Annotated in this window: 22 protein-coding genes; 18 read left to right on the top strand and 4 right to left on the bottom strand. The window is 48.6% G+C overall.

Features of this window, described 5'->3' with window-relative positions:
- Window positions 1–250: 250 nt before the first annotated feature.
- From BMW43_RS13215 to BMW43_RS13185, 7 genes are all read left to right on the top strand, one after another.
- Entirely contained in the window at window positions 251–1,051 is an 801-nt protein-coding gene (locus tag BMW43_RS13215) for an alpha/beta hydrolase (protein ID WP_091748348.1), read from the top strand.
- Between the two features lie 38 nt (window positions 1,052–1,089).
- Complete coding sequence (locus BMW43_RS13210; RefSeq protein WP_091748345.1) at window positions 1,090–1,497, top strand: NifB/NifX family molybdenum-iron cluster-binding protein; 408 nt, start codon at window positions 1,090–1,092, stop codon at window positions 1,495–1,497.
- A gap of 201 nt (window positions 1,498–1,698) precedes the next feature.
- Window positions 1,699–1,908 (top strand): sulfur carrier protein ThiS, encoded by a 210-nt coding sequence (thiS, locus tag BMW43_RS13205; RefSeq protein WP_091748342.1) that lies wholly within the window; start codon window positions 1,699–1,701, stop codon window positions 1,906–1,908.
- Window positions 1,905–2,720 carry a molybdopterin-synthase adenylyltransferase MoeB gene (gene moeB / locus BMW43_RS13200; RefSeq protein ID WP_091748338.1) on the top strand — a complete coding sequence of 272 codons (816 nt, stop codon included), beginning with the start codon at window positions 1,905–1,907 and terminating at the stop codon, window positions 2,718–2,720. The genes thiS and moeB overlap by 4 nt, the downstream gene beginning before the upstream one ends.
- Window positions 2,721–2,750: 30 nt before the next feature.
- Window positions 2,751–3,173 carry a M67 family metallopeptidase gene (locus BMW43_RS13195; RefSeq protein ID WP_091748335.1) on the top strand — a complete coding sequence of 141 codons (423 nt, stop codon included), beginning with the start codon at window positions 2,751–2,753 and terminating at the stop codon, window positions 3,171–3,173.
- A 1-nt stretch (window position 3,174) separates the two neighbouring features.
- A complete protein-coding gene (locus BMW43_RS13190) occupies window positions 3,175–4,038 on the top strand; it encodes a ferredoxin-like domain-containing protein (RefSeq protein ID WP_091748332.1) in 864 nt (287 codons plus the stop codon).
- Window positions 4,038–4,289 carry a sulfurtransferase TusA family protein gene (locus BMW43_RS13185; RefSeq protein WP_177173594.1) on the top strand — a complete coding sequence of 84 codons (252 nt, stop codon included), beginning with the start codon at window positions 4,038–4,040 and terminating at the stop codon, window positions 4,287–4,289. The genes BMW43_RS13190 and BMW43_RS13185 overlap by 1 nt, the downstream gene beginning before the upstream one ends.
- A gap of 81 nt (window positions 4,290–4,370) precedes the next feature.
- Here the strand turns inward: BMW43_RS13185 and BMW43_RS13180 are convergent, their stop codons facing one another.
- On the bottom strand, window positions 4,371–7,538 hold the full coding sequence (locus BMW43_RS13180; RefSeq protein WP_177173593.1) for an EAL domain-containing protein: 3,168 nt from the start codon (window positions 7,536–7,538) through the stop codon (window positions 4,371–4,373).
- 448 nt (window positions 7,539–7,986) lie between these two features.
- Here BMW43_RS13180 and BMW43_RS13175 point away from each other — a divergent pair, with 448 nt between their 5' ends.
- From BMW43_RS13175 to BMW43_RS13125, 11 genes are all read left to right on the top strand, one after another.
- Complete coding sequence (locus tag BMW43_RS13175) at window positions 7,987–9,750, top strand: sigma-54 interaction domain-containing protein (RefSeq protein ID WP_091748324.1); 1,764 nt, start codon at window positions 7,987–7,989, stop codon at window positions 9,748–9,750.
- A 237-nt stretch (window positions 9,751–9,987) separates the two neighbouring features.
- Window positions 9,988–10,368: a Lin0368 family putative glycerol transporter subunit gene (locus BMW43_RS13170; RefSeq protein WP_177173592.1), complete on the top strand. Its 381-nt coding sequence runs from the start codon at window positions 9,988–9,990 to the stop codon at window positions 10,366–10,368.
- A gap of 28 nt (window positions 10,369–10,396) precedes the next feature.
- Window positions 10,397–10,780, top strand: a complete 384-nt coding sequence (locus BMW43_RS13165) for a Lin0368 family putative glycerol transporter subunit (RefSeq protein WP_091748322.1) — start codon at window positions 10,397–10,399, stop codon at window positions 10,778–10,780.
- 186 nt (window positions 10,781–10,966) lie between these two features.
- A complete protein-coding gene (locus tag BMW43_RS13160) occupies window positions 10,967–12,319 on the top strand; it encodes a YeiH family protein (protein WP_091748319.1) in 1,353 nt (450 codons plus the stop codon).
- 2 nt (window positions 12,320–12,321) lie between these two features.
- Entirely contained in the window at window positions 12,322–12,579 is a 258-nt protein-coding gene (locus tag BMW43_RS13155; RefSeq protein ID WP_091748316.1) for a hypothetical protein, read from the top strand.
- A complete protein-coding gene (locus BMW43_RS21875; RefSeq protein WP_091748313.1) occupies window positions 12,564–12,875 on the top strand; it encodes a flavodoxin family protein in 312 nt (103 codons plus the stop codon). Before BMW43_RS13155 ends, BMW43_RS21875 begins: the two co-directional genes overlap by 16 nt.
- Window positions 12,876–12,889: 14 nt before the next feature.
- On the top strand, window positions 12,890–13,081 hold the full coding sequence (locus BMW43_RS13145; RefSeq protein ID WP_091748310.1) for a DUF1858 domain-containing protein: 192 nt from the start codon (window positions 12,890–12,892) through the stop codon (window positions 13,079–13,081).
- A gap of 459 nt (window positions 13,082–13,540) precedes the next feature.
- Window positions 13,541–14,206, top strand: a complete 666-nt coding sequence (locus tag BMW43_RS13140; RefSeq protein ID WP_091748307.1) for an amino acid ABC transporter permease — start codon at window positions 13,541–13,543, stop codon at window positions 14,204–14,206.
- Window positions 14,187–14,864, top strand: a complete 678-nt coding sequence (locus BMW43_RS13135; RefSeq protein WP_091748304.1) for an amino acid ABC transporter permease — start codon at window positions 14,187–14,189, stop codon at window positions 14,862–14,864. Before BMW43_RS13140 ends, BMW43_RS13135 begins: the two co-directional genes overlap by 20 nt.
- Window positions 14,865–14,900: 36 nt before the next feature.
- Window positions 14,901–15,626 (top strand): amino acid ABC transporter ATP-binding protein, encoded by a 726-nt coding sequence (locus BMW43_RS13130; RefSeq protein WP_177173595.1) that lies wholly within the window; start codon window positions 14,901–14,903, stop codon window positions 15,624–15,626.
- A gap of 28 nt (window positions 15,627–15,654) precedes the next feature.
- Window positions 15,655–16,518 carry a cysteine ABC transporter substrate-binding protein gene (locus BMW43_RS13125; protein WP_281246129.1) on the top strand — a complete coding sequence of 288 codons (864 nt, stop codon included), beginning with the start codon at window positions 15,655–15,657 and terminating at the stop codon, window positions 16,516–16,518.
- A gap of 82 nt (window positions 16,519–16,600) precedes the next feature.
- Here the strand turns inward: BMW43_RS13125 and BMW43_RS13120 are convergent, their stop codons facing one another.
- From BMW43_RS13120 to BMW43_RS13110, 3 genes are all read right to left on the bottom strand, one after another.
- On the bottom strand, window positions 16,601–18,358 hold the full coding sequence (locus tag BMW43_RS13120; protein ID WP_091748301.1) for a B12-binding domain-containing radical SAM protein: 1,758 nt from the start codon (window positions 18,356–18,358) through the stop codon (window positions 16,601–16,603).
- A gap of 43 nt (window positions 18,359–18,401) precedes the next feature.
- Window positions 18,402–19,478 carry an N-acyl amino acid synthase FeeM domain-containing protein gene (locus BMW43_RS13115; protein ID WP_091748298.1) on the bottom strand — a complete coding sequence of 359 codons (1,077 nt, stop codon included), beginning with the start codon at window positions 19,476–19,478 and terminating at the stop codon, window positions 18,402–18,404.
- A gap of 169 nt (window positions 19,479–19,647) precedes the next feature.
- Window positions 19,648–21,306 (bottom strand): ATP-binding protein, encoded by a 1,659-nt coding sequence (locus BMW43_RS13110; RefSeq protein ID WP_091748295.1) that lies wholly within the window; start codon window positions 21,304–21,306, stop codon window positions 19,648–19,650.
- Window positions 21,307–21,881: the final 575 nt, after the last annotated feature.

Below are 21,881 nucleotides of genomic sequence, written 5' to 3'. Positions count from 1 at the left end.
ATTGGCAATTTGTCAATCTCTTTTGACCTTTTTTGGTTGGTAGGGAACCGCTGATTTAATAAGCCTGCCAGACTGGCGAGAGATTTTTTCGACTGGCAAGGAAGTAAAACCGCAGGAATAGCGGTTCCTATTTCAAGGTTTTGCTGACGCAGCTAGGCGGAAAAAGATCCGTCAGGATGTGCAGTGTGAATAAATCAGTGCTTCCCTAAGGGAAGCCGCCGGATACTTGTCATAAAGGAGGACGAATTATATGAAAGAACATCTATGGATTGCCAGCAGAAGACAGCGCCTGTCGGCCATGCTGCACTTGCCGGAAGGCTTTAAACCGGGAACTCCGTTGTTGGTGCTGTGCCATGGTTTTACCGGCAATAAGGTGGGGTATAACCATCTTACGTTACATTTAGCTAATTTTTTAGAAAAAGCAGGCTACGGTGTGCTGCGTTTTGATTATATCGGCTCCGGTGACAGCGACGGCGATTTTGCCACTGATACCAGCGTAGCCGGCTGGCAGGAGGATTTGACCAATGTGCTGCAGTGGGTGGACGGACAGGAGCAGTTTGCCACATCACCGGTGGTGCTTTATGGTCACAGTCTGGGCGGGCTGGTGGTACTGACACACGAAGATCAAATCGAGCGGGTAGTGGCCCGTATTGTTTTCGCGCCGGTAACCAAGCCGGTGGCTAATTTCCGGGAACGGATCATCGGGCCGGAACTTTGGCAGAAGTCTTTGCGCGGCGAGAAGATTGAAAATTTCTTTGACCGGGGCTTCACTCTGTACAGTCAGTTTGTCAAAGGCTTGGCTACCCAGGACTATGACCCAATCAGCGCGGCGAGCCGGCTTACCACACCGTTGCTGATTATTCACGGGACAGCGGACGTGGTGGTGCCGCTGGCGGGCTCCCAGGAGCTATACGAGCAGTACCAGGCGCCTAAGGAATTTGTCGTAACTGAGTTTGATCATGGCGCAACAGGCAAACAGGCGGAGTTTCAGCAGATTATTGGCCGGCGGCTGGCGGGATTGCTTGCCGATGCGGTACCGGTCGCCGTTTGAGAAAAGCGGCCGGTGAATGAATAAGGGAGGTGCTATATATGGCAAAGGTCGCGGTGACCAGCACGGATGGTGAACTGATTGATGAGCACTTTGGCCGGGCTGGTGAGTTTTGGATTTATGAAGTCAATGAGCAGGGTGAGTACCGGCTGCTGGAGCGCCGGCAGCTTTTGGCTGCCAACACTGATTCGGCAGCGGAGGATTTGCATGGGCAAAAAGTCGGGCTGCTCCTTGATGTGGAAGTCGTGCTAACTGCTCAAATTGGTCCCCGGGCAGAACGGGAACTGCAACAGCAAGGCCTTCTGTCGCTTATGGTGTCGGGGCGGATTGATAAAGCCCTGGAGGCTTACGGTAAGCGGGGAAAATTTATCAGGAACAATCATTTGCGGCACTTGGCCGGCGGCTGTGCAACGCAGTGCGGTCATGGCTCCTGCGGTGGCTGCTCCTGACGGTAATAACCCTGCAGTAAACTGATACGGGGAAATAAGATCGTGATGTAGATAAGGAAGCGGCGCTGAATTCTTGGCTGACCAAATCTTTGGAGGTTAAGGGGATTCTTACGGGTGTAGGAATCTCCTTAACCTCTTTTTGCCTGGTGATAGGTTCACTGTGTCAACGATTTCCCAGCAATAGAAAGGAGGGTTGAAACTATGAAAATTATAGTAAATGGCGACGAATTGGTCTTGGCGGAAGCCATCAATGTGGACCAATTGCTGGCAAGCCAACAGGTGGAAATGGCCAATTATGTGACGGTACAAATCAATGATGAATGGATCGACCGGGAGAATTTTGCCGCCACGTTGCTGAAAGACGGTGACCAAGTGGAATTTTTGTACTTTATGGGAGGTGGCAGAGCGTGAGTTTTACCAATGAGCAACTGGAAAGGTATTCGCGTCATATTATTCTCAAAGAGGTCGGTGTAAAAGGACAGCGAAAGCTGCTGGGCAGTAAGGTGCTTATTGTCGGGACCGGTGGTTTGGGGGCTCCGGCGGCGGTATTTTTAGCGGCGGCGGGGGTTGGTGCAATTGGTCTGGTGGATTTTGACTCGGTGGAGTTATCCAACCTGCAGCGGCAGATCATTCATCAGACCAGGGATGTAGGCAAGCCCAAAGTGCAGTCAGGCAAAGAAACTATCGTGGAGCTGAATCCCGATGTCACCGTCCATACCTACCAGGAGTGGGTTAATGCCGGCAATATCACAGGCATTATCCAGGATCGGGATTACGATTTTATTATTGACGGCACCGATAATTTTCCGGCCAAGTTTTTGATTAATGATGCCTGTGTGCTGCTGAGAAAGCCATTTTCCCATGCCGGAATTATCCGGTTTCAAGGGCAAACCATGACCTATGTTCCCGGCCAGGGTCCTTGCTATCGCTGTATTTTTCATGCCCCGCCGCCGCCTGATGCTGTTCCGACCTGTAAACAGGCGGGAGTATTGGGGGTCATGGGTGGGATTATCGGTACCATACAGGCTACGGAAGCGCTTAAATACATACTGGGAGTAGGCGAACTGCTTACCGGTCAGTTGCTTACCTATGATGCGCTGACCATGAATTTCCGGAAGGTGAAACTGCCTGGTAATGCCAAATGTCAGGTGTGCGGTGAGCAGCCGACCATAACCGAACTGATTGATTACGAGCAGGCGGTGTGCGAGGTGGCCCATAAATAAGAACGGTAATGGCGAAAGGAGGAGCCTGGTTTGATTATTTTAACCGAGTCCGGTTATGGTGAACTAGTCCGGCAAGCCCTTGCTGCTGCACCCGTAGAGGCCTGCGGCCTGTTAGGGGGAACGGTGGATGCAGCGGGCAACAAAGTGGTGGAAAAGGTATATCCGCTAGCCAATCTGGATAACAGTCCGGAGCATTTTTCGATGGACCCGAAGGAACAATTCGCGGCTGTTAAAGATATGCGGCGACAGGGATGGAGCCTGCTGGGCAATTTTCATAGCCATCCGGCATCGCCGGCACGTCCTTCGGCAGAAGATAAGCGTCTGGCCTTTGATCCGCAGGCAAGTTATGTCATTGTGTCGCTGCTCGACCGGGAGCAGCCGGTGGTGAAAGGGTTCCGGATTGTGCAGGGAACGAGCAGTGAAGAGGAAATACACATAATAGGGAGGGAATAGTATGGCACAGGTCGATTATAAGGAACTGAAAAAGGGCGGGTTTATGAAGCAGATCCAAAGGGATCGATTTTCGTTGCGGCTAAGAGTGGTGGGAGGACAAATTAAGGCAGAGCAACTGAAAAAGGTGTATGAGCTGGCTGGCCGGTATGGACAGGGCTATATTCATATGACTTCCCGGCAAAGTATCGAGATTCCTTACATTAAGCTGGAGGATATTGATACAGTCAAGCGTGAACTGGCCGAAGCCGGTTTGCAGCCGGGGGCATGCGGCCCCAGGGTCCGGACCATCACCGCCTGCCAGGGGGCGGCCATTTGCCCCAGCGGCATGATCGACACGTCAGCCTTGGCCAAGGAGTTTGACGAGCGGTATTATGCACGGGAACTGCCCCATAAATTTAAACTGGGCATTACGGGCTGCCGCAACAACTGTCTAAAAGCGGAAGAAAATGATCTGGGCGTAAAAGGAGGGCTGCAGCCGGCCTGGCAGCAGGATGCTTGCACTTTTTGCGGGTTATGTGAAGCCGTCTGCCCGACTGAGGCTATTGCAGTGGATAAAACGGCGCGGCATTTGAAGTTTAAGCAGGAGCAATGTACTTATTGCGGCAAATGTGTCAAATCCTGCCCGGTAGATGCCTGGACAGGCCGCCGCGGTTTTATTGTCTCCTTTGGCGGTTTATTCGGCAACCGTATTGCCATTGGCAAACAGACTATTCCGATTTTATTTGAGGAAGAAAAGCTGCACGCAGTGATTGAAACCGCTTTAGCCTTTTTTAAAGAACAGGCCAAACAAGGCGAACGTTTCCGCAATACACTGGACCGGGTAGGCTGGGACCTCTTCCAGGCAAAGCTGGAGGAGGTATTATAATGGCGCAAGCCGCAGATGCCTTTGTTGATATTACCGATGTGGTCTGTCCGATTACCTTTGTGAAAGTAAAGGTGGCGTTAGAAGAAATTGATGACCGACAGTACTTGGCAGTTAAGATGCAGGAGGGCGAGCCCATTGCCAATATTCCCCGCAGTCTTAAGAAAGAAGGCCACAAGGTATGCCAGGTGGAAAACAACGGGGATGGTACGTTCACCGTTTTAGTGGAGAAGAACGGCTTGGAAAAAGGTTGATTACCGAGTGGCAATAAATAAAACAACAGGCCGGAAGAAGTTGGTACGAAACAACATTCTTCCGGCCTGTTTCTACTATGATTATGGCCTGTCCGGGGCGGGAGAGGCTTTACGCTTTTGCTCTAAGAAAGCAAGGGCCGCTGGTTCCGGCAGAGGCTTGCTAAAAATATAGCCCTGGATGCAGTCGCAGCCATATTGCTGCAGTAATTCCAGTTGTGGTTCGGTTTCGACCCCTTCGGCGACGATAGTCAGGTTGAGAGCGTGTCCCAGTTCGATCATGGATGCGACAAGCTGGCGCTGGTCATGGTCGGTACAGTTTTTGTCGATAAAGGATTTATCAATTTTCAGGATATCGACAGGCAGACTCTTTAAATAGGTCAGCGAAGAGTAGCCTGTGCCGAAGTCATCAAGAGCCAGCGCTACGCCAAAGTCGTGGAGTTGCTGCATTTTTTCCACGCTTTGCTCCAACGATTCAATGAGCACGCTTTCGGTTACCTCCAGGACGATTTGTTCCGGTTTAACTTGGGCTGCTTCGATAATAGCGCGGATACGGGAAACAAAATTACCGGCTAACAACTGCTTGGGAGAAATATTGACAGCCACATGCAGGTCGTCCCAGCCCAGGGCAGACAAGCGTTTGACAAAGCGGCAGGTCTCCTCCAGGACCCATTGGCCAATGGGGGTGATCAGGCCGTTTTTTTCGGCCAGCGGGATAAAGCGCAGCGGCGAGACCTGTCCGTATTCCGGACTGTGCCAGCGCAGCAGGGCTTCAAAGCCGACCATCGTTTGGCCGTCCGGCAAAAGCTGCGGCTGGTAATGCAGCGATAATTCGCCACGTTCCAGCACCCGCCGCAGGCTGTTGGTCAGCAGGATGGCTTCATAGGTCTCCTGCTGCAGACTGGGATCGTAAAATCGCCAACTGCTGCGGCCGGCCTTTTTGGCGGCATAAACGGCACTGTCGGCTTTCTTTAGAATGTCTTCGGCTGTATCGCCATCGACCGGATAGATGACCAGGCCGATGCTGGCGGACATATGCAGGCTCTGGTCGGCCACCGGATATTCCCGGTTAAGTGCCGTCAGCATTTTCTGGGCGATCTGGGCCGCCTGGCGGCAGTTTTCCTCACCCGGTAGGATAGCGACGAACTTATCGCCGTCCAAACGGGCGACAAAGGCGCCGGGGTCCAGGACGGAACGGATATGGCCGGCAGCGGCGGTGATAATGGCATCGCCGTTGGAATGGCCGAAGTTGTCGTTGACCATTTTCAGGTCATCCATATCAATGAATAAAATAACACCGGAGGCAATGCCGCTGCGGGCTTTTTGCATTTCTCCCTCCAGGTAGCGGTTGAGACTGGCGCGATTCGGCAGACCGGTCAGCGAATCATGAAACGCCATATGGCGGTTGTCGGCATAGACACTGGCCCGCTCCAGTGCTACCGAGGCAAGATCGCCAAATTGCCGGATGACTTCAATATCCTCCTGGGAAATCGGGTGGCGTTCGTCGATCCAACTGGCAGCCAGAATACCGATGATCTGCCCGTCCTGCTTTAAAGGCAGCATAACGACACTGCTTAGCCGTTTCAGACGTTCGTCACCATTGAGGCCCGGATAGCATTGATAGTTTTCCGTGTGGATGAGCTCGCCGGACCGGTATACATCCTTTTTCATCCCCGTGTGGGCCGACATTTTTTCCCCGAGGAGCGATTCGTGAATGCCGACGGCATGATGGATGATAAATTCGGTTCCTTCCGGATCGTACAGGCCAATATAACCGCCGGGTGCTTTAATTAATTGCAGCGCGTTTTGCAGAATGGCTTTCAGACAGTGATCGACTTCTTCAATCGGCCGGGTCAACAAACTGACGCTGGCCCGGTATTGCCGTTCGCGCAGTACGAGATCGTTTTCCACCTGGCAACGCACCTGAATTTCCTCTTCTAACTGCTGGTTCATGGTAGCCAAGGTACTGTTGGCTGTTTGAATTTCTTCATTCATAGCCGTCAGCTCCTGATTGGCCGCCAGTAGTTCCTGCGTCTTTTCTTCCACCTTTATTTCCAGGCTGTCATGAGCCTGCTGCAATGCTGTTTCAGCTTGCCGGCGGGCGGTGATTTCCTGTTCCAGGGAGGTATTCTTAATTTCCAGTTCATGCAGCATGGTGCGCAGCTTTTCGGCCATGCTGTTGAACTTGCGGGCCAGGCTGCCAATCTCATCCTTTGACTTAACTGTCAGCGGTTCAAGTGTAAGGTTGCCGGCGGCAATCTCGCCGGTATGGGCCTCCATCTCCTGCAATGGCCGGGACAAGCGGTTGGCTGCCAGCCAGATGACACCGCCGATGAGCAGGAGGATAAGTGCCGTAATGCCAGTCAGCCACTGGAGCATCTGCCGGATAGGAGCCAGCAGTTCCGCTTCCGGCAGCGTAGCCGCCACAGACCAGCCGGTTAAGGGAACGGGCTGGTAAAAGGCTACTTTCTTTTCACCCTGAGAGGTGTAATGGAAAATGCCGGAATGGCCCGACAACATCTGTTTGCCCAGTTCTACCACCTCGGGATCGGCTATGTCGGTGATTTTTTTCTTCATAATGAGCGATTGATCCGGGTGGTAGATGAAAGAGCCGTCCTGCGCGATGACAAGTCCATAACCGGTCTTGCCGATTTTAAGATTCTCAGCGATGTGCTGCACGTATTCCAGTGAGATGCCGGTACCGATGAGGCCCTGCGGCTGCTGTTTGTCATCGGTGATGGGAGCTACCACGAAGATGGTGGGAAGCCCTGTCGTACGCGATAACAGTGGCGACGTGATCTGAGAAGGGCCCCCGGCCATAATGGAACGAAAGTAATCGCGGTTTTGAATGCTGCCTTCAAAGATGGAAAGTCGGTCGCCGGACTGCTGGATCGTATGATACACGCCTTCCCGGTTGGCCGCATAGATATCCAGAAATATGTCGGGGTATTTTTGGTGCAGGAAGCTGTGACGGTTGGCATTTTCTTCATCAATCTGCTGAAAACTTTGATTAATGGTTTTTGCCGCCGGTGTGGATGCGATAGTTTCCGGTTCGAGCAGCAGGGTCTTGCACCAGGTATTAACGCTTTCGGCAGCCTTAGCGGTGACCGACAGCATGCTGGCGGTCAGCTCTTCCTGCACGACATGATCAATGTACCAGTAAGCACCGCCGCTAAGACTGAGCAAACCCAGTGTCAACAGAGGCATGATCCATAACAATAGCTTGGTTTTAAAGGAATGCAGGCGAAGCATAGATGAGTTCCTCCCCGATACCCGTATCGAAAAATGCAGATATATGCATGCCATTTCGACACTTTTTTTGGAAAATCCTTCTTAAATAGGAACTGCCGAAAAATAGAGGGGTTGAAATACCGGCAGGTCCTTTTCATTTGTTCAGCAATCCTTTATAATAAAAATGAGTATTGGTACTTTTTGTTTAATAGTATACATGTCGTCAAGCAGAGAGCCGGCATAAATTTTTGCACTCGGAGGAAGAGGGCGGAATTTATGCCGGTATTTTTCTAGGAAACTTCTGCTGTAAGGGCTGTGACGGCAGGCGCAAAATTTTTTCGTCTGTCAGGTAAGAAAAGGATAGGCAGAGACCTCTTGCGAGGAGCTTCTGCTGTGGTCAGGTGGCAGGCAATCCGGCATGACACGTGTCATGAATACAGCAGTGGCTTCTTAATGAGGGAGGAAGCGGATGAAGAGGGCGATTGTAGCAGCGGAGGTACGGTTAAACCTGGAGTTTGTGCTGATGCTAATGCTGAAGGCGCGGGAACTGGAAGGGCGGTGGCAGACAAGACTTTTCTTTGACAATGGCAAAAATGATGCTGTACCGGTAACGGAGGTGGTCAGCATACTCCGGCTGTGCAACCGGCGCAATCCCGAGCTGTGGATATCGTCAAGGGATGAAGTGTCGCCGGCGGCGGAGGCGGAACTGGCAGCTTTTGTGGAGCGGGACTTCAAAAATCTGGTATGGGATGTGGAGATAGGTTCCTTCCGGAACAAAAAAGCGCCGGTTGACGGAAAGCTGCCTTTGCTGTTGGAGCTTTTGGGCGATGGGGTTTGTGTATTGGATGCCGCGGCGACTGTCACTCACGTTAATGAAGCATACAGCGCCATGATTGACCGGTCATTGACGGTCGGGTCCACTCTGGAGCATACCTGTCTGGGCGATATAGTAAAGCAGGTGTTCACTTCGGGCAAAACTGTCCATACCCTGATCGCCGATCGAAATACAGCGGTGCAGATTACGGCGACGCTGCAGCCCATTCTGGCGAATGGCCGGGTAAACGGAATCATATCTGTTTTAAAGCACAGCGATACTATTCAGGACCTGAGTGAAACGGTCCGGCTGGTGACGGAAAAGTCAAAGAAGCTGGAGGAGCAGTCGAAGCGAGAGCGGGAAAATCGCTGGTATCCGGAACGGTATGTCAGTGAGACACCAGAGCAGAAAATTGTCCGGGCGTTAAAGCCGGGAGCCGCCTTTCAGTCGTTTATCGGCATGGATCATACCGTTCTGGAGGCGCTGGCGCTAGCCGGCAAGGCGGCGCAGGTCCAGTCCACCGTACTAATAACCGGGAAAAGCGGTACCGGCAAGGAACTGGTCGCCGAAGGCATTCATCAGGCCGGCCCGCGCTCGCTGCAGCCGCTGGTCAAGGTTAACTGTGCGGCCATTCCGGAGTCATTGCTGGAAAGTGAACTGTTTGGCCATGAGAAGGGCGCTTTCACCGGTGCAATTAAGCGAAAATTAGGAAAATTTGAGCTTGCCCACAAGGGAACGCTGTTCCTGGATGAGATCGGCGAAATGGGCCTGGAAATGCAGACCAAGCTGCTTAGGGTATTGCAAAACAGTACGTTTGAACGGGTCGGCGGTGAAACGACATTGCAAGTCGATGTGCGGATTGTGGCAGCCACTAACCGGGATCTGGAACAGATGGTCCGGGAGGGGACTTTCCGGGAGGATTTATATTACCGGCTGAATGTTATTCCCATCCACCTGCCACCGTTAGGCGAACGTAAAACCGACATTCCCCTGCTGGTTAATTATTTCCTGAAGTGGTTTAACCGGCAACTCGGACGGGATGTCAAGGGCATCAGCCAGACAGCCATGGATGCGCTGGTCCGGTATGGCTGGCCGGGCAATGTCCGTGAACTCAAGAATATCATTGAGCGGGTTGTCGTACTGACCGATGAGGCCTATATTGATATCTGCGATTTACCGCAGTGCTTTCATCAGGAGAAGCGCTGCGAACTGGAGGAGACCCACTTTTACGGTTCGATCACCAAAGAAGAAATTTTTCCGCTGGAAAAGTATGAAAAGGACATCATCCGAGCGGCCCTGGAACGTTACGGCAGTTATTCCGCTGCCGCTAAGGCGCTGGGAATTACTCACAAAACAGTAGCCGCCAAAGCTCGCAAATATGGGCTGTTGGACTGGATTAACCGCTGGACGCTATTATAAGGAACGCCTGTAGCTGGCTTGGCTGCAGGTGTTTTTTATTTGCCTAGGAATAGCGGAAAAAATTCCCCGCCATCCGGGAAAAAATACCGGGAAAGATAGTTCTTATGGTAACTAAACGGAAGGTTCTTCAGGAAAAACAGGTTTTATAGCCGGTTTTTTCGGGTCGCGGCAGTTGGCACGAAATATGCATTTAATATAGGCAGAAACAAATAGCTGCAACGGGAAGGAGGTGAGATCATGAGACAGCTTGGATCGTTACTGGGAGCCTGTATGGCGGGAATCCTGGTATTTAACGTCTGGGGGAAAATTGCCGGTACGTACGGTGTGTTTGGCGGCTGGCTGGCAGGGTTTGCCATTATATCGCTGGCCTGGAGCATTAACCACTGGGCAGGTGTTATTCACAACAAGGAAGGAGCAGCGGTGATTGACCAAGGGTTAGGCATTGCCATTGCCGGCACGGCTATGGGCGTATTCAACGGCGCGCCGTTTGCAGCCGCTGTTCCGACGCTGGTGCTTTGCATTCTGGGCGGCATCACCGGGGGGATCGTTGCCGGCATTGTCATGGATGCGGTTAATAAACCGGCGGTGCAGACGGAAAAGCAAGAGGTCAATCTGTAAAGCCAATAGGTTGAAAGGGGGAGAGAGCATGTCAATGGCGGGTATGATTACCACATTTACCGGTGCATTTTTAGTGGTTTTTGCTGTCAGTACAGTGTGGGGCAAGTTTTTTAGCAAGTACGATATGGCCGGTTCGATGATTGCCGCCGGGTTTCTCATCGGTACTATGTGGTGCTTAAACCACGGCGCCAGTATCGGTATTCCCGGCGTGTTAAACGGCGCTACCGGTGTGAATTTAATTGTGCAGGGCAAGGATGCGCCCTGGGTGGATATGGCCTGGGCTATTGGGGCAGGCGTGTTTGCCAACAGCATCTATAGCGGCGGCAGTGTAGCCAAGGCCATTCCGACCGTCGTCAGTGTGGCGGCCGGCGGGCTGTTGGGCGGATTTATTTTATCCTGTGTCGGTAAATAGTACAACCGAAGATCTTGACACCGAATTTTATGATATGGTAGTATAACTTTATCATCCAAGAGAATACAGTCAGGCTGATCAGCGCAACTGAAGGCTAAGGATTTTCCGTGAGGAAAGTCTTTAGCCTTTTTTTCTTGGATAACGGGTGACGGATAAGTCTCCCGGATAAACGTTAGGAGGGATGACATGAGTGAGATTGCGGTAAAGGAACAACATTCACCGGCCTTGAGTAACTGGTTCAAGAAGGAGGATTCCTGGGCGATCATTATCGCTCTGGGCATCATTTTGCTGGCAACAGCCGGTTTTCTCGGCGGCGGCATCGGTCTGTTCAAGACCATGGCGGTTGCTATTCCGGGCTGGTCAGGGGCGGAAAAACTGACGGCCGAGCTGACGAAGCAGGTAACAGGTCTTATCTATCTTTATGTGTTTGCTGTCTTGGTCTTCAGTGGCGGTGCCCAGGTGATGGGCTATAACGGAAAACGGTTTGCTGTTGGTTTTTCGGTTTTATTTCTGGTTTCTATTGTGGTAACCGTTTTGGGGTCAAATCAGGCGATTAAGGACTGGCAGCTCGAAACGCCGATTCTGGCACTCTTAATCGGTCTGCTGTTTGGCAACACGGTGAGGCTGCCGGAATGGTTTCAGCCGGCGCTGCGAACTGAGTATTATGTCAAAACGGGGATTATTCTCATGGGTGCCACCCTGCCATTTACTATTATTTTAGCGGCCGGTCCGGCGGCCATATTGCAGGCACTGATTGTTTCCTTTGTTACCTTCGGCATTATTTATTTTGCAGCTACGCGGCTGTTTGGGCTGGACCCGCGGTTTAGCGCCTGCCTGGGAGCCGGCGGCTCCATTTGCGGCGTATCGGCAGCCATTGCTATTGGCGGGGCTTGCCGGGCGGAAAAGCAGCATGTTTCGGTGGCTATTTCCCTGGTTATTGTTTGGGCTGTAGCGATGATCTTCCTGCTGCCGGCCTGGGCTAAGGTGTTAGGGCTGGCACCGGGTGTCGCCGGCGCCTGGATCGGTACCTCCGAGTTTGCCGATGCAGCCGGGTTCGCCGCCGCGCAGGCTATTGGCGATGAACGGGCCGTGACTACCTTCACTTTGATGAAAGTGGTAGGGCGCGATATGTTTGTCGGCGTTTGGGCTTTCCTGGTGGCCATCCTGTCGGTAACAGTATGGGAGAAAAGCAAGGGTGCGGTGGAGTCGATTGACAAAAAAGAAATTTGGCGGCGTTTCCCCAAATTCATTATCGGCTTTTTTGTGGCATCTCTGTTTACCACTTTTGTTATTACCGTGCTGGGAACCCAAGGCGGCACCGTTTACTCTAAAGAGGTTATCGGAATTTTGAAGATCCTGCGGGGCTGGGCTTTTACCTGGACTTTCCTTTGCATCGGGTTTACCACCCGGTTCCGTGAACTGACCGCGGTAGGCTGGAAGCCGCTGGCTGCCTTTACCCTGGGTGTTCTGGTCAATGTCCCGCTTGGCTATTGGCTGTCCAGTTCGGTATTTGCCGGCTACTGGCTGGGGATTAAATAACGATGGTTACGTACATTACCCGCATTATCATGCCGGCGGAGGATGGGCCCAAAGGCAGTCCTGCCGCAGCACGGCGAGGAGCGATGCTAAAGCTTCTGGCCAGCCGCGGATTTGTCATTAACCGGCGGAAAAACCGAATTGTGGCCGAGTCGGGCAGCATGGAGGCACAGGCAGTGAAACGTTATCTGCTGAAGCACGGCTTCAGGGCCGATGAATTTCAGGTATATCTGGAATATACCAGGCAATGGGGTATGCTGTAGCAAAGGTTAGAGCCTGTGTTAAGTCCAACAGGATTCAGCACGGGCTTTTTTGTCTAAAGCGTTTTTTCAGGGTAAAAAGCACGGACGATTTAGTTAAGGTCTTTGCAGCCATTGATGAGGCCGATGGCGTTATTGTAGGATCACCGGTTTATTTTGGGCGGTTTACTGCCCAACTGGCATTACTTATGGATCACTTGTATGCTTATATCAAACCTGATGGAAGCTTTCGCTATCGGCCGGGTGTTAGCGGTGCAATAGTAAGGAATGCAAGATGGAGTAGGCAATCGGGGCGGTAAAGGAGGTGATGCAAATGGCGATTACGAAAGATTTAAGTATCAATGAGGTGGTAGCAGAGTATCCGCAGACTGTTGCTGTATTTCGTAATTATGGAATGGGCTGCTTCGGTTGTGCCGCCGCCAGGTTTGAAGATATCGAACAAGGCGCGCTGGCTCACGGAATTGATATTGAGGCACTGCTTGACGATTTGAATAAGGTCGTCTGAGATGTTTGCGATTAAGCCGGAAGGCAAGAAGTGATATATATGAACCGGTATATGTATGAGAAACTGCCGGAGGAGCGAAATAAACTGTCGCTTCTCCGGCTTATTTTTCGTTGTGGATTGCGGGAACGACAGTTAGTGTCTCTGCCACTCGAATAAACGGGATCGTCAGTCCCGGCTGCTGTACAGCCTGAATTGATTGGTAGTAAAAAAGTATTGACGATAAGGATATATGGTGTTAAAATTTATATAATCATTAGAAAAAGTTCACATGTGCGGAACAAACTATATTTTTGTACGTTACATAAAGATAAATATACGGCTGATTAGACATCTAAAGGCCAAAAAAAGCTGGTAGTAATATCGCTTTTTTTGGTCTTTTTCTATGTCAATTTAACAGCAGAGTGGTTTGTCTACTGAGAAGCGTAAAAGAATTATGGGTAAAAAACAGGTGGTGATCTATTGAATATTAACTGGGATTTTATTGTAACAAGCATACCTTTGTATCAAAAAGCGGCCTGGCTTACTTTGCAATTATCGTTTTTTGGTATATTGGCTTCTATTGTTATAGGTTTTTTGTGCAGCAGTATTTTGTATTACAAGGTTAGAGGTCTGACGCAGCTAGTTCATGCTTATATTGAGCTTTCCCGCAATACGCCGCTGCTGATCCAATTGTTTTTTCTGTATTATGGTCTTACTAAAATGGGCATTACCCTGGGAGAAAAGACCTGTGCCATTGCCGGTCTGGCTTTTTTAGGCGGCAGCTATATGGCGGAAGCCTTTCGCGGTGGCATGGAATCGGTAAGCAAATCGCAAATAGAATCGGGTCTCAGCATCGGCCTTTCCCGCAAGCAGCTCATTCGGTATGTGATTTTGCCCCAGGCCTTTTCGGTCACGCTGCCTTCCCTGGGGGCCAACTGTATTTTCTTATTGAAGGAAACCTCTATTGTAGGAGCGATTGCTTTGCCGGAACTGATGCATACCACTCAGGACCTGATTGGCATGTATTATCGTACCTTTGAAGCATTGTTACTGTTGGTCATAACGTATCTGATTTTACTACTGCCCTTATCCTTATTTTTGACTTGGCTGGAAAGGAAGGTGCGTTATGCTGAGTTCGGGAATTAATGTGCTGACCGAAGGCATTAACCTGCAACGGCTGATGGGCGGCTTGCTGGTAACGGCACAAATCGCTTTTACTTCCATTGTGCTTGGCGCCATACTGGGAATACTGCTTGGTTTGCTGCAAACCGTGCAATCCAAACTGGTGCGGCTGCTTTGCCGGCTTTATCTGGAACTATTCCGGATCATACCAATCTTGGTGTGGTTGTTTATTGTCTACTTTGGCGTGACTAATTTGCTGGATATTCATCTGGCGGGGGAAGTGGTAGCTATTCTGATCTTCAGTTTATGGGGGGCGGCAGAACTGGGGGATATTGTCCGGGGCGCCCTGGAATCGCTGCCCAGGCATCAACTGGAATCCGGTAAGGCGCTGGGGCTGAGTTTTTGGCAATTATACCGGTATGTGCTGATTCCGCAAGCTGTACGCCGCATGCTGCCGGGGGCGATCAACCTTTCCACCCGTATGGTGAAAACCACATCGCTGGTGGTCATGATCGGAGTTATTGATGTCGTAAAAGTAGGCCAACAAATCATTGAACGGTCTATTTTAAAAGAACCTACCGCTTCTTTCTGGATATATGGCTTTATTTTTATCCTGTACTTTATCATCTGCTATCCTTTGTCTAAGTTGTCGAAACGATTAGAAGCCAAATGGCAGAGTTAGGGAGTGATTACGATTAGTTTAACAAGCAATGAGATTTTGCTGGAAATAGAAGAATTACGTAAAGAATATGATGGGACTACGGTACTGGATGGTATCAGCCTCACGGTGCATAAGGGTGAGGTTGTCGTGATTCTGGGGCCGTCAGGGTGTGGTAAGAGTACGTTGCTGCGTTGCCTGAATGGCCTGGAACCGGTACAAGGCGGCGATATCAGACTGCGGGAAAATAGCCTTACCGGTTCGACGGTGAACTGGCAGCAGACCCGTCAGCAAATCGGTATGGTTTTCCAAAATTATGATCTTTTCCCGCATATGACGGTGATTGAGAATATCCTGCTGGGGCCGACCAAGGTACAGCAGCGGAGTAAAGCTGAAGCGCTTGAACAGGCTTTGCAGCTATTGGACCGGGTCGGGCTCCTGGAGAAAAAAGATGCCTACCCCCGTCAATTATCCGGTGGTCAGAAACAGCGCATTGCCATCGTCAGGGCGCTTTGCATGAACCCGGAGATTATGCTGTTTGATGAAGTTACCGCTGCGCTGGACCCGGAAATGGTACGGGAAGTTCTGGAGGTCATTCTTGGTTTGGCCAAACAAGGCATGACGATGTTGATTGTAACCCATGAAATGGGCTTTGCCAAAGCGGTGGCCGACCGAATCGTGTTTATCGATCAGGGCAAGATCTGTGAAATTGCTGAGCCGGAGCAATTTTTCTCGCAACCGCAAACCGAACGGGCTCAGCAATTTTTAAATATATTCCAATATTAAATAAAACACAAAAGAGGAGACGAGGAGTATGAGTATGAAAAAGATTCTAACCGTGGTATTCAGTGCATTATTATTGATCGGAGTATTGGCCGGGTGCGGTTCTAACGCAACGCCAAAAGCCGATCAGCCAGCCAAGAGTGCGCTAGAGGAAATCAAACAGCGCGGCACTATTCGCATTGGTGTATTTAGTGACAAACCGCCGTTCGGTTTCGTTGACGCCAATGGCAAAAATCAAGGCTTTGATGTGTTTCTGGCCAAACGTTTTGCCAAAGATCTACTGGGCGATGAATCCAAAGTGGAATTTGTCCTGGTGGAAGCAGCCAGCCGGGTGGAATTCCTGCAGGCGAACAAAGTAGATATTATTATGGCTAATTTTACGGTAACTGACGAAAGAAAAGAAAAAGTTGATTTTGCTAACCCGTACATGAAAGTAGCTCTGGGTGTGGTCTCTCCGTCCGGTGAGCCGATTACTTCGGTTGATCAGTTAAAGGGTAAAAAGCTGATTGTTAATAAAGGAACTACGGCTGAAACCTATTTTGCCAAGAATTATCCCGATATTGAACTCTTAAAATACGATCAGAACACGGAAGCTTTTGAAGCGCTTAAAGATAAACGCGGCGCCGCTTTGGCCCATGATAATACTCTTTTATTTGCCTGGGCTAAGGAAAATTCCGGTTATACCGTAGGAATTTCCACGCTTGGCAGCCAGGATACCATTGCTCCGGCCGTTAAAAAGGGCAACAAGGAACTGTTAGACTGGATCAATCAGGAACTGGAAACGCTGGGCAAGGAAAACTATGTTCATAAAGCCTATGAAGCGACGTTAAAACCGGCCTACGGTGACACTATTAATCCGGAAGATATTGTGATTGAAGGCGGCAAGTTGAAATAACCTTTCTAAACAGAAAAGCACCCGTTGCCGGACTTAGTGTCCGGAACGGGTGCTTTTTTTGCAGTTAAAAGCAGATTCGTAACTATGCGTTCGGTGTGGAAGATGTGTCGTCCGTTGGGTTGGATTTTGCCAAGTCGGCGCTGCGGGCGTTCATTCGACGGGTAATGTCCTGGATATAGGGAGAGGTCCCGCTTAGGATATCGACGAAGGATTGTTTTTTGAAGTCGAAGAGATCACGCTGCGAGCTGTAGCCGATAGCCTGGCTCATCATCAAATAATCGTCGGAAATATTGATGGGAATGCCCATGGCGGTGATTTGACGGTTGAGACGGCCCGACTCCTTTAATAATTCTTTCATATCCATGTCATGTAATCTGTAGTTGAGAGTTTTCCAGAACTCGATTGGTTTCAAAACGGAATACTCATAGTTCATCCAGTCATATACATGAGTTTCACTTAGCGTAAAGCCGTATTTCTCCGGCGATTCAAACCAGGTGGTCCCTGGAAATACTCCCGGCGGGTTGACAATGACCGTATCGGGATTGGCTTCCTGGAGCAGGCTTACATTGGCCTGAAACACTTCCTCCAGCGTAACGCCAGGAATGAGCGGGCAAGGATAAATCATGGACAGCACCACCTGGCAGGATTGCTTTTCTGCCGCTGCCGCCAGCTTGATGCAATGAATGGTGTCGATGATATCCTTCCGTACGACCCCTTTATTCATGATCTGGTCATTGATGGCGTCATGGCCGGTTTCACCACCTAAAAAGACGGCGCGCAGACCGGCGCGAATCATCAGGCGGTAGCTGTGATAGGTTTCCTCAGTGACATGGACCGGACGGGCAAACATGGAATAGTTGATGTGAATGTTGCTGGACAGAATCATTTCAGCAATAGCCCGGCCGTGTCCCAACGGCGTCTCGGAACTGCTGAAACGAAAAAAGGCGATGCTGCGGCTGGTCATAGCCAGAATTTCTTCTTTGATTTCCTCCAGCGGCCTGGGCGTATAATGGATGTTTTGCCGGGTATGGGAGCAGAAGGCGCATTTATTCCAGGTGCAACCTAGGCCGTCCACCAACGTGTGAAACCAAACCTTGTCGATCATGTCTGTCGGGCGATAGCGTGGAACGGTAAACGAGCGGGCGTAAAAGTCACCTGTTTCACTGTAATGGCCGGTGCGGATAAGCTTGGAAGGGCCAAATTTATCTTTTACACGTTGGATAAATTCGGCTTTGCTGGTGACAGATTTTCTAAGGCGCAGCAGTTCTTCCAGAACTTCCTCACCAGGACCCATAATGGCCAAATCAAACTCATTCTGGGCCAGGACGTTTTCACCGTATACCTTGACGTGGGGACCGCCGGCAATAACGGTGGTTTCCGGCAGTTTGGCCCGCAGCTTGATGGATAGGCGTTTACTCCAGGCAAACGGAGCGCCGCCCCAGACCTTAATGCCGATAAAGGGTACCTGCTCGGCAGCCGCCAGATCAATCAGACGGTCAATGACCTTGTCCATATAGTTTTGACGGCAGGCCAGGGCCAAGGATTGCAGCGGCCAGGTCAGCAGCATGAACAAGAGCAGCAGCATTTTATACCGGTTTATAAGCGGCTTTGCCTGTAATTTGACCAGGGAACGTAACATGGCGGACAGCCATGTGGGGACGCCGTCCTCAACGGCGGAAACCCGTTGTTCATCGGCAACATATACGGCGAAGTCACGGTCTTCTAAGTAGGTGCGAATGACGGCCAGTCCATTTTCTAACGCCGCGTCGGAAGCGATCCGCTGACGGGGGGCAAAACTGTTGACTAATATTAAATCAATGGTTTTAGCTTGTTTATTCATGAATTGATTCTCCTTTTTTATATGGATTGTTTTTTGTTTGGTACTATAACGTAAAGTTTTCGCGCATTTCCCATACTTGACGAGGAATGACAAGCAGTTCAGATCTTTCACGCGCGATGCCGTATCCCGACTCGGTTAAAAGATCTCTCCAGCAACTTACAACTTCACCGCTTTCCAACAGATGTGATCCTTTTTGGGTTTGAAGTGCGATACTTCCAGTAAGCAATAAGTATAAATCACGGCAGGGAACGTCCTTTTCAAGAACATAATCTCCCCTCCTGCATGTGAATACCGCACTGCTAGCCAGTAGTTTCAGAATTGCTTCGTAAGATAGTGCCATGAATAGCGGTAAGCTGGTAAGTGGTTTTCCTAAACGTTCTGTTATATACAGCCATAAATGTTGTGAAGTAGTTATGCGACTGTTCAAGATTTTAGCGGTTTCAGGAAATAGCTTTGTGAAAATTTGAGAGGCATCGAAACTCATTTTTATCTTTCTTGCTTGGCGATATAGTGGGGAACGGATGGAACGCAAATAGTCCAGATCATTCAAAAACATAACAATGGGGACTAATAATCCATACCCTTCATCACGAAAATTAGCAGCAAACCGGCGGAATCCCATGCGTTCATACAATGGGATGAGATGAGGATTGCAACCGCCAAAACAAATAAAAATAGCCTCTTCGGCTAGGATCTTGTATATCTCAGTGATAAGTAGGTATAGGGCAGGCGAACTTCTATACTCCTTCTTTACGGCTAGTTTCGTTGCTAGAGCAAGTAACTTAGAATGGTTAAAAGCTGTGTGGAATTTCTGCATTTGGAAGATAGTTGACAGATTTACGGGATAGTCGCTGTATGGCGCCATAGTAAGTCGTGCGGTAGCAATGATTTGACCATGAGCCTCAACATATAGCAAGATGCTATTATTATCTAAAGCATCCACTAGTTGAGCTTCTTGCTGTTTGGCAGAATGTAACGGTTTATCCAATTCTTCAACAAATACTTGATATCGTAATTGATAAATCTTTTTTCTTTCCCAGTTATGCTGGGCAATGTAAATTTGCAAATTATCTTGTTCTTCGTTTGAATATTCAGTTTTTAATGGACTTTTGATTGACATATTCTCACATCTCCAATCTATTTTTTTGACTTGTTCTGACCTGTCCTTAAGCAAGCATAGGCATCACCCCTTTCAAGAGACTTTTGGTAATTCTGAGCTCGAATCGGGAAAATTCTTATTATAAAAAAAGAAGCCTTGTTTAAGGCTCCTTTTTAAAAAGAGAATAACTTTATATAACTTTAAAGATGACCCGGAATGTTGTTCCTTCAGGGCCTGTGTCAATCTGGATATTTGCCTGATGATCATCGGCAATCCGGTATACAACTGCAAGACCGATTCCTGTTCCGGTCTCTTTGGTAGTGAGAAAGGGTGTTCCGATTTTTTCTAATATATGAGAAGGAATACCTGAGCCTTCATCTTGGACTATCAGAACCACTTCATTTTGTTCAGTTAACAATGTGCGAAGCGTAACCGATTTTCCCGGTTCCATAGCTTCTAAAGCATTGCGAACTAAATTTAGAACTAATTGCCGCATTTCTTTTTCATCAATATGTATATCAGGCAGTGGGGTGAGTTCATAATGAATGTCTTTGCTTGATGCATTAGCATTAGCCGTGAGTAGGGGCCGTAAATCTTCGATGATCTGATTTAATTGCCCTAACTTTAGATCACGTGCCTTATTTTGACAGAGGGACAAGTATTCCTTAATGATTAGATTGGAGCGTTCTAATTCGCTGATTAGTAACTGTAACTCATCTTTATAATCTGAGAAGTTCGATTTTTTTAAGAAAATCTGCAAATAGCCGTGAACAGTAGTTAAGGGATTTCTGATTTCGTGGGCTACATTAGCTGCCATTTGGCCTACGGTATTTAATCTGTCCAAACGAGAAACGTCCTGTTCTAATTTTTTCCGGGTGGTGATATCGCGAATAATTCCTTCAAAGCTGATACAGATTCCCTTTTCGTTAAAAATAGGAACGGTAGTCTGTTCTATCCAAATAAGACTATGATCATGCCGAATAAAACGCATTGTTAGAGGATGTTCAGCATGAGATATCGGATTATCCAATAGATTTTTCCACAAGAATTGATCATTGGGATGAATAAGAGAAAGAAATATATCTGGATTTTTGTAATAGTGATCGCAGGATAAGCCACTTAATCGTTCAATGGAGGGGCTAATATATTCAAAGGCAGGTTCAGGATGTATCCGGTATAAATAAATTACATCAATTGCATTTTCAGCCAATAGGCGATATTGTTTTTCTTTTTCGCTCAAGGTTTGGAAAGTCTTTTCCAGGTATAAAATTAGAGTTCCAATCGAAATCACGAACCGCAATAAACCGCTGATGAGAAATCCCCATGGGGCAAACCAGGGGATTGCAACTAAGAAAGGCATGTCTAGAGTATGGATGCCTAGCCCGGCGAAAGCAAAGCCGACAATGTTTTTCCCCCAGCTTTTGCTTGAGAGATTACGCGTAAATGTATATCCATGCCAAAAGTTGACAAAGGCCACAAACAGACAGGAAGGCAATAAGAAAACGGAACTGGGGAATTCTAGATAGAATGCAATATCGGTAAATAAAGAAAGAAAAAAAGCTGTATAATACCAATAACTACTTATCTTGCGACCCAGAAATTTGCTTGTAGCATATAAGAGTAAAACATAATTATAAACGCCTAAAGCTTGGCCGACGGAAAAATGGAGTGTAGACATTTGAGAAAAAGGTGTGCGATAAAAAAGCTGGACAAGGAAGTGGTTTAGCCAGAAGATAGCCCATAAACCAATATAATTTTGTCGATAAAGTGAATAAAGAAAGACATATACACACGTAACGGCCAAAGTAGCTGAAACGGTAGCGATGATAGAAAGCTCATAAAAGGTCATAATAGTACCTCTTTATGTAGAAAGTGGACTGCTTTTTGAAAATAATTTATTACTATACATTTATTATACAAGGATTATAAAATATTTAATATGTTTTGTGGTAAAACCTTATAAAAAGTTGATTATTGTAAGGTTTTGGGGAAAAATGGAAGGTTAAATAGATGCTTACGATAATGAGTAATATTAGGAGCTAAATAAAAAGAAAAGTTTACAAAAATATATTGACAAGGCTGGCGCGCCATATTATACTCATTTCAAATGTATAAGTGCAAAAACAGGCTGGTCATAAAAAAGTGAAGGCTAATGCGTTCCCGTTAAGGGACACATTGGCCTTTTGTTTATTATGACCGCTCCGTTCCGACAAGCAAAATACGATTTTTTTAAGTAACAGGCTGATCATAAATTGTCATGAAGGCTAATGAACTTCCTTTATCGGAAATTCATTAGCCTTTTATTTGTTCTGTACAACTGCAGGCGAAAGCCGGAGTAGGCGCCCTCCAGGCTACCGTCAATAGCGGTTGTTATAGATATAACGCCGGGTAAACGTTTTGTGAAAAATAATAGAAGCTATAAAT

Source organism: Propionispora vibrioides, assembly GCF_900110485.1.
Taxonomy (GTDB): domain Bacteria; phylum Bacillota; class Negativicutes; order Propionisporales; family Propionisporaceae; genus Propionispora; species Propionispora vibrioides.
Note: the sequence above shows the minus strand (reverse complement) of the source record. Positions and strands in the feature narration are given on the sequence as shown.

Excerpts from the sequence above, each read along its gene's own strand:
- BMW43_RS13215 (WP_091748348.1), top strand. The coding sequence starts at position 251 with ATGAAAGAACATCTATGGATTGCCAGCAGAAGACAGCGCCTGTCGGCC.
- BMW43_RS13210 (WP_091748345.1), top strand. The coding sequence starts at position 1,090 with ATGGCAAAGGTCGCGGTGACCAGCACGGATGGTGAACTGATTGATGAG.
- thiS (WP_091748342.1), top strand. The coding sequence starts at position 1,699 with ATGAAAATTATAGTAAATGGCGACGAATTGGTCTTGGCGGAAGCCATC.
- BMW43_RS13190 (WP_091748332.1), top strand. The coding sequence starts at position 3,175 with ATGGCACAGGTCGATTATAAGGAACTGAAAAAGGGCGGGTTTATGAAG.
- BMW43_RS13185 (WP_177173594.1), top strand. The coding sequence starts at position 4,038 with ATGGCGCAAGCCGCAGATGCCTTTGTTGATATTACCGATGTGGTCTGT.
- BMW43_RS13180 (WP_177173593.1), bottom strand. The coding sequence starts at position 7,538 with ATGCTTCGCCTGCATTCCTTTAAAACCAAGCTATTGTTATGGATCATG.
- BMW43_RS13175 (WP_091748324.1), top strand. The coding sequence starts at position 7,987 with ATGAAGAGGGCGATTGTAGCAGCGGAGGTACGGTTAAACCTGGAGTTT.
- BMW43_RS13170 (WP_177173592.1), top strand. The coding sequence starts at position 9,988 with ATGAGACAGCTTGGATCGTTACTGGGAGCCTGTATGGCGGGAATCCTG.
- BMW43_RS13165 (WP_091748322.1), top strand. The coding sequence starts at position 10,397 with ATGTCAATGGCGGGTATGATTACCACATTTACCGGTGCATTTTTAGTG.
- BMW43_RS13160 (WP_091748319.1), top strand. The coding sequence starts at position 10,967 with ATGAGTGAGATTGCGGTAAAGGAACAACATTCACCGGCCTTGAGTAAC.
- BMW43_RS13155 (WP_091748316.1), top strand. The coding sequence starts at position 12,322 with ATGGTTACGTACATTACCCGCATTATCATGCCGGCGGAGGATGGGCCC.
- BMW43_RS21875 (WP_091748313.1), top strand. The coding sequence starts at position 12,564 with ATGGGGTATGCTGTAGCAAAGGTTAGAGCCTGTGTTAAGTCCAACAGG.
- BMW43_RS13145 (WP_091748310.1), top strand. The coding sequence starts at position 12,890 with ATGGCGATTACGAAAGATTTAAGTATCAATGAGGTGGTAGCAGAGTAT.
- BMW43_RS13135 (WP_091748304.1), top strand. The coding sequence starts at position 14,187 with ATGCTGAGTTCGGGAATTAATGTGCTGACCGAAGGCATTAACCTGCAA.
- BMW43_RS13125 (WP_281246129.1), top strand. The coding sequence starts at position 15,655 with ATGAGTATGAAAAAGATTCTAACCGTGGTATTCAGTGCATTATTATTG.
- BMW43_RS13120 (WP_091748301.1), bottom strand. The coding sequence starts at position 18,358 with ATGAATAAACAAGCTAAAACCATTGATTTAATATTAGTCAACAGTTTT.
- BMW43_RS13115 (WP_091748298.1), bottom strand. The coding sequence starts at position 19,478 with ATGTCAATCAAAAGTCCATTAAAAACTGAATATTCAAACGAAGAACAA.
- BMW43_RS13110 (WP_091748295.1), bottom strand. The coding sequence starts at position 21,306 with ATGACCTTTTATGAGCTTTCTATCATCGCTACCGTTTCAGCTACTTTG.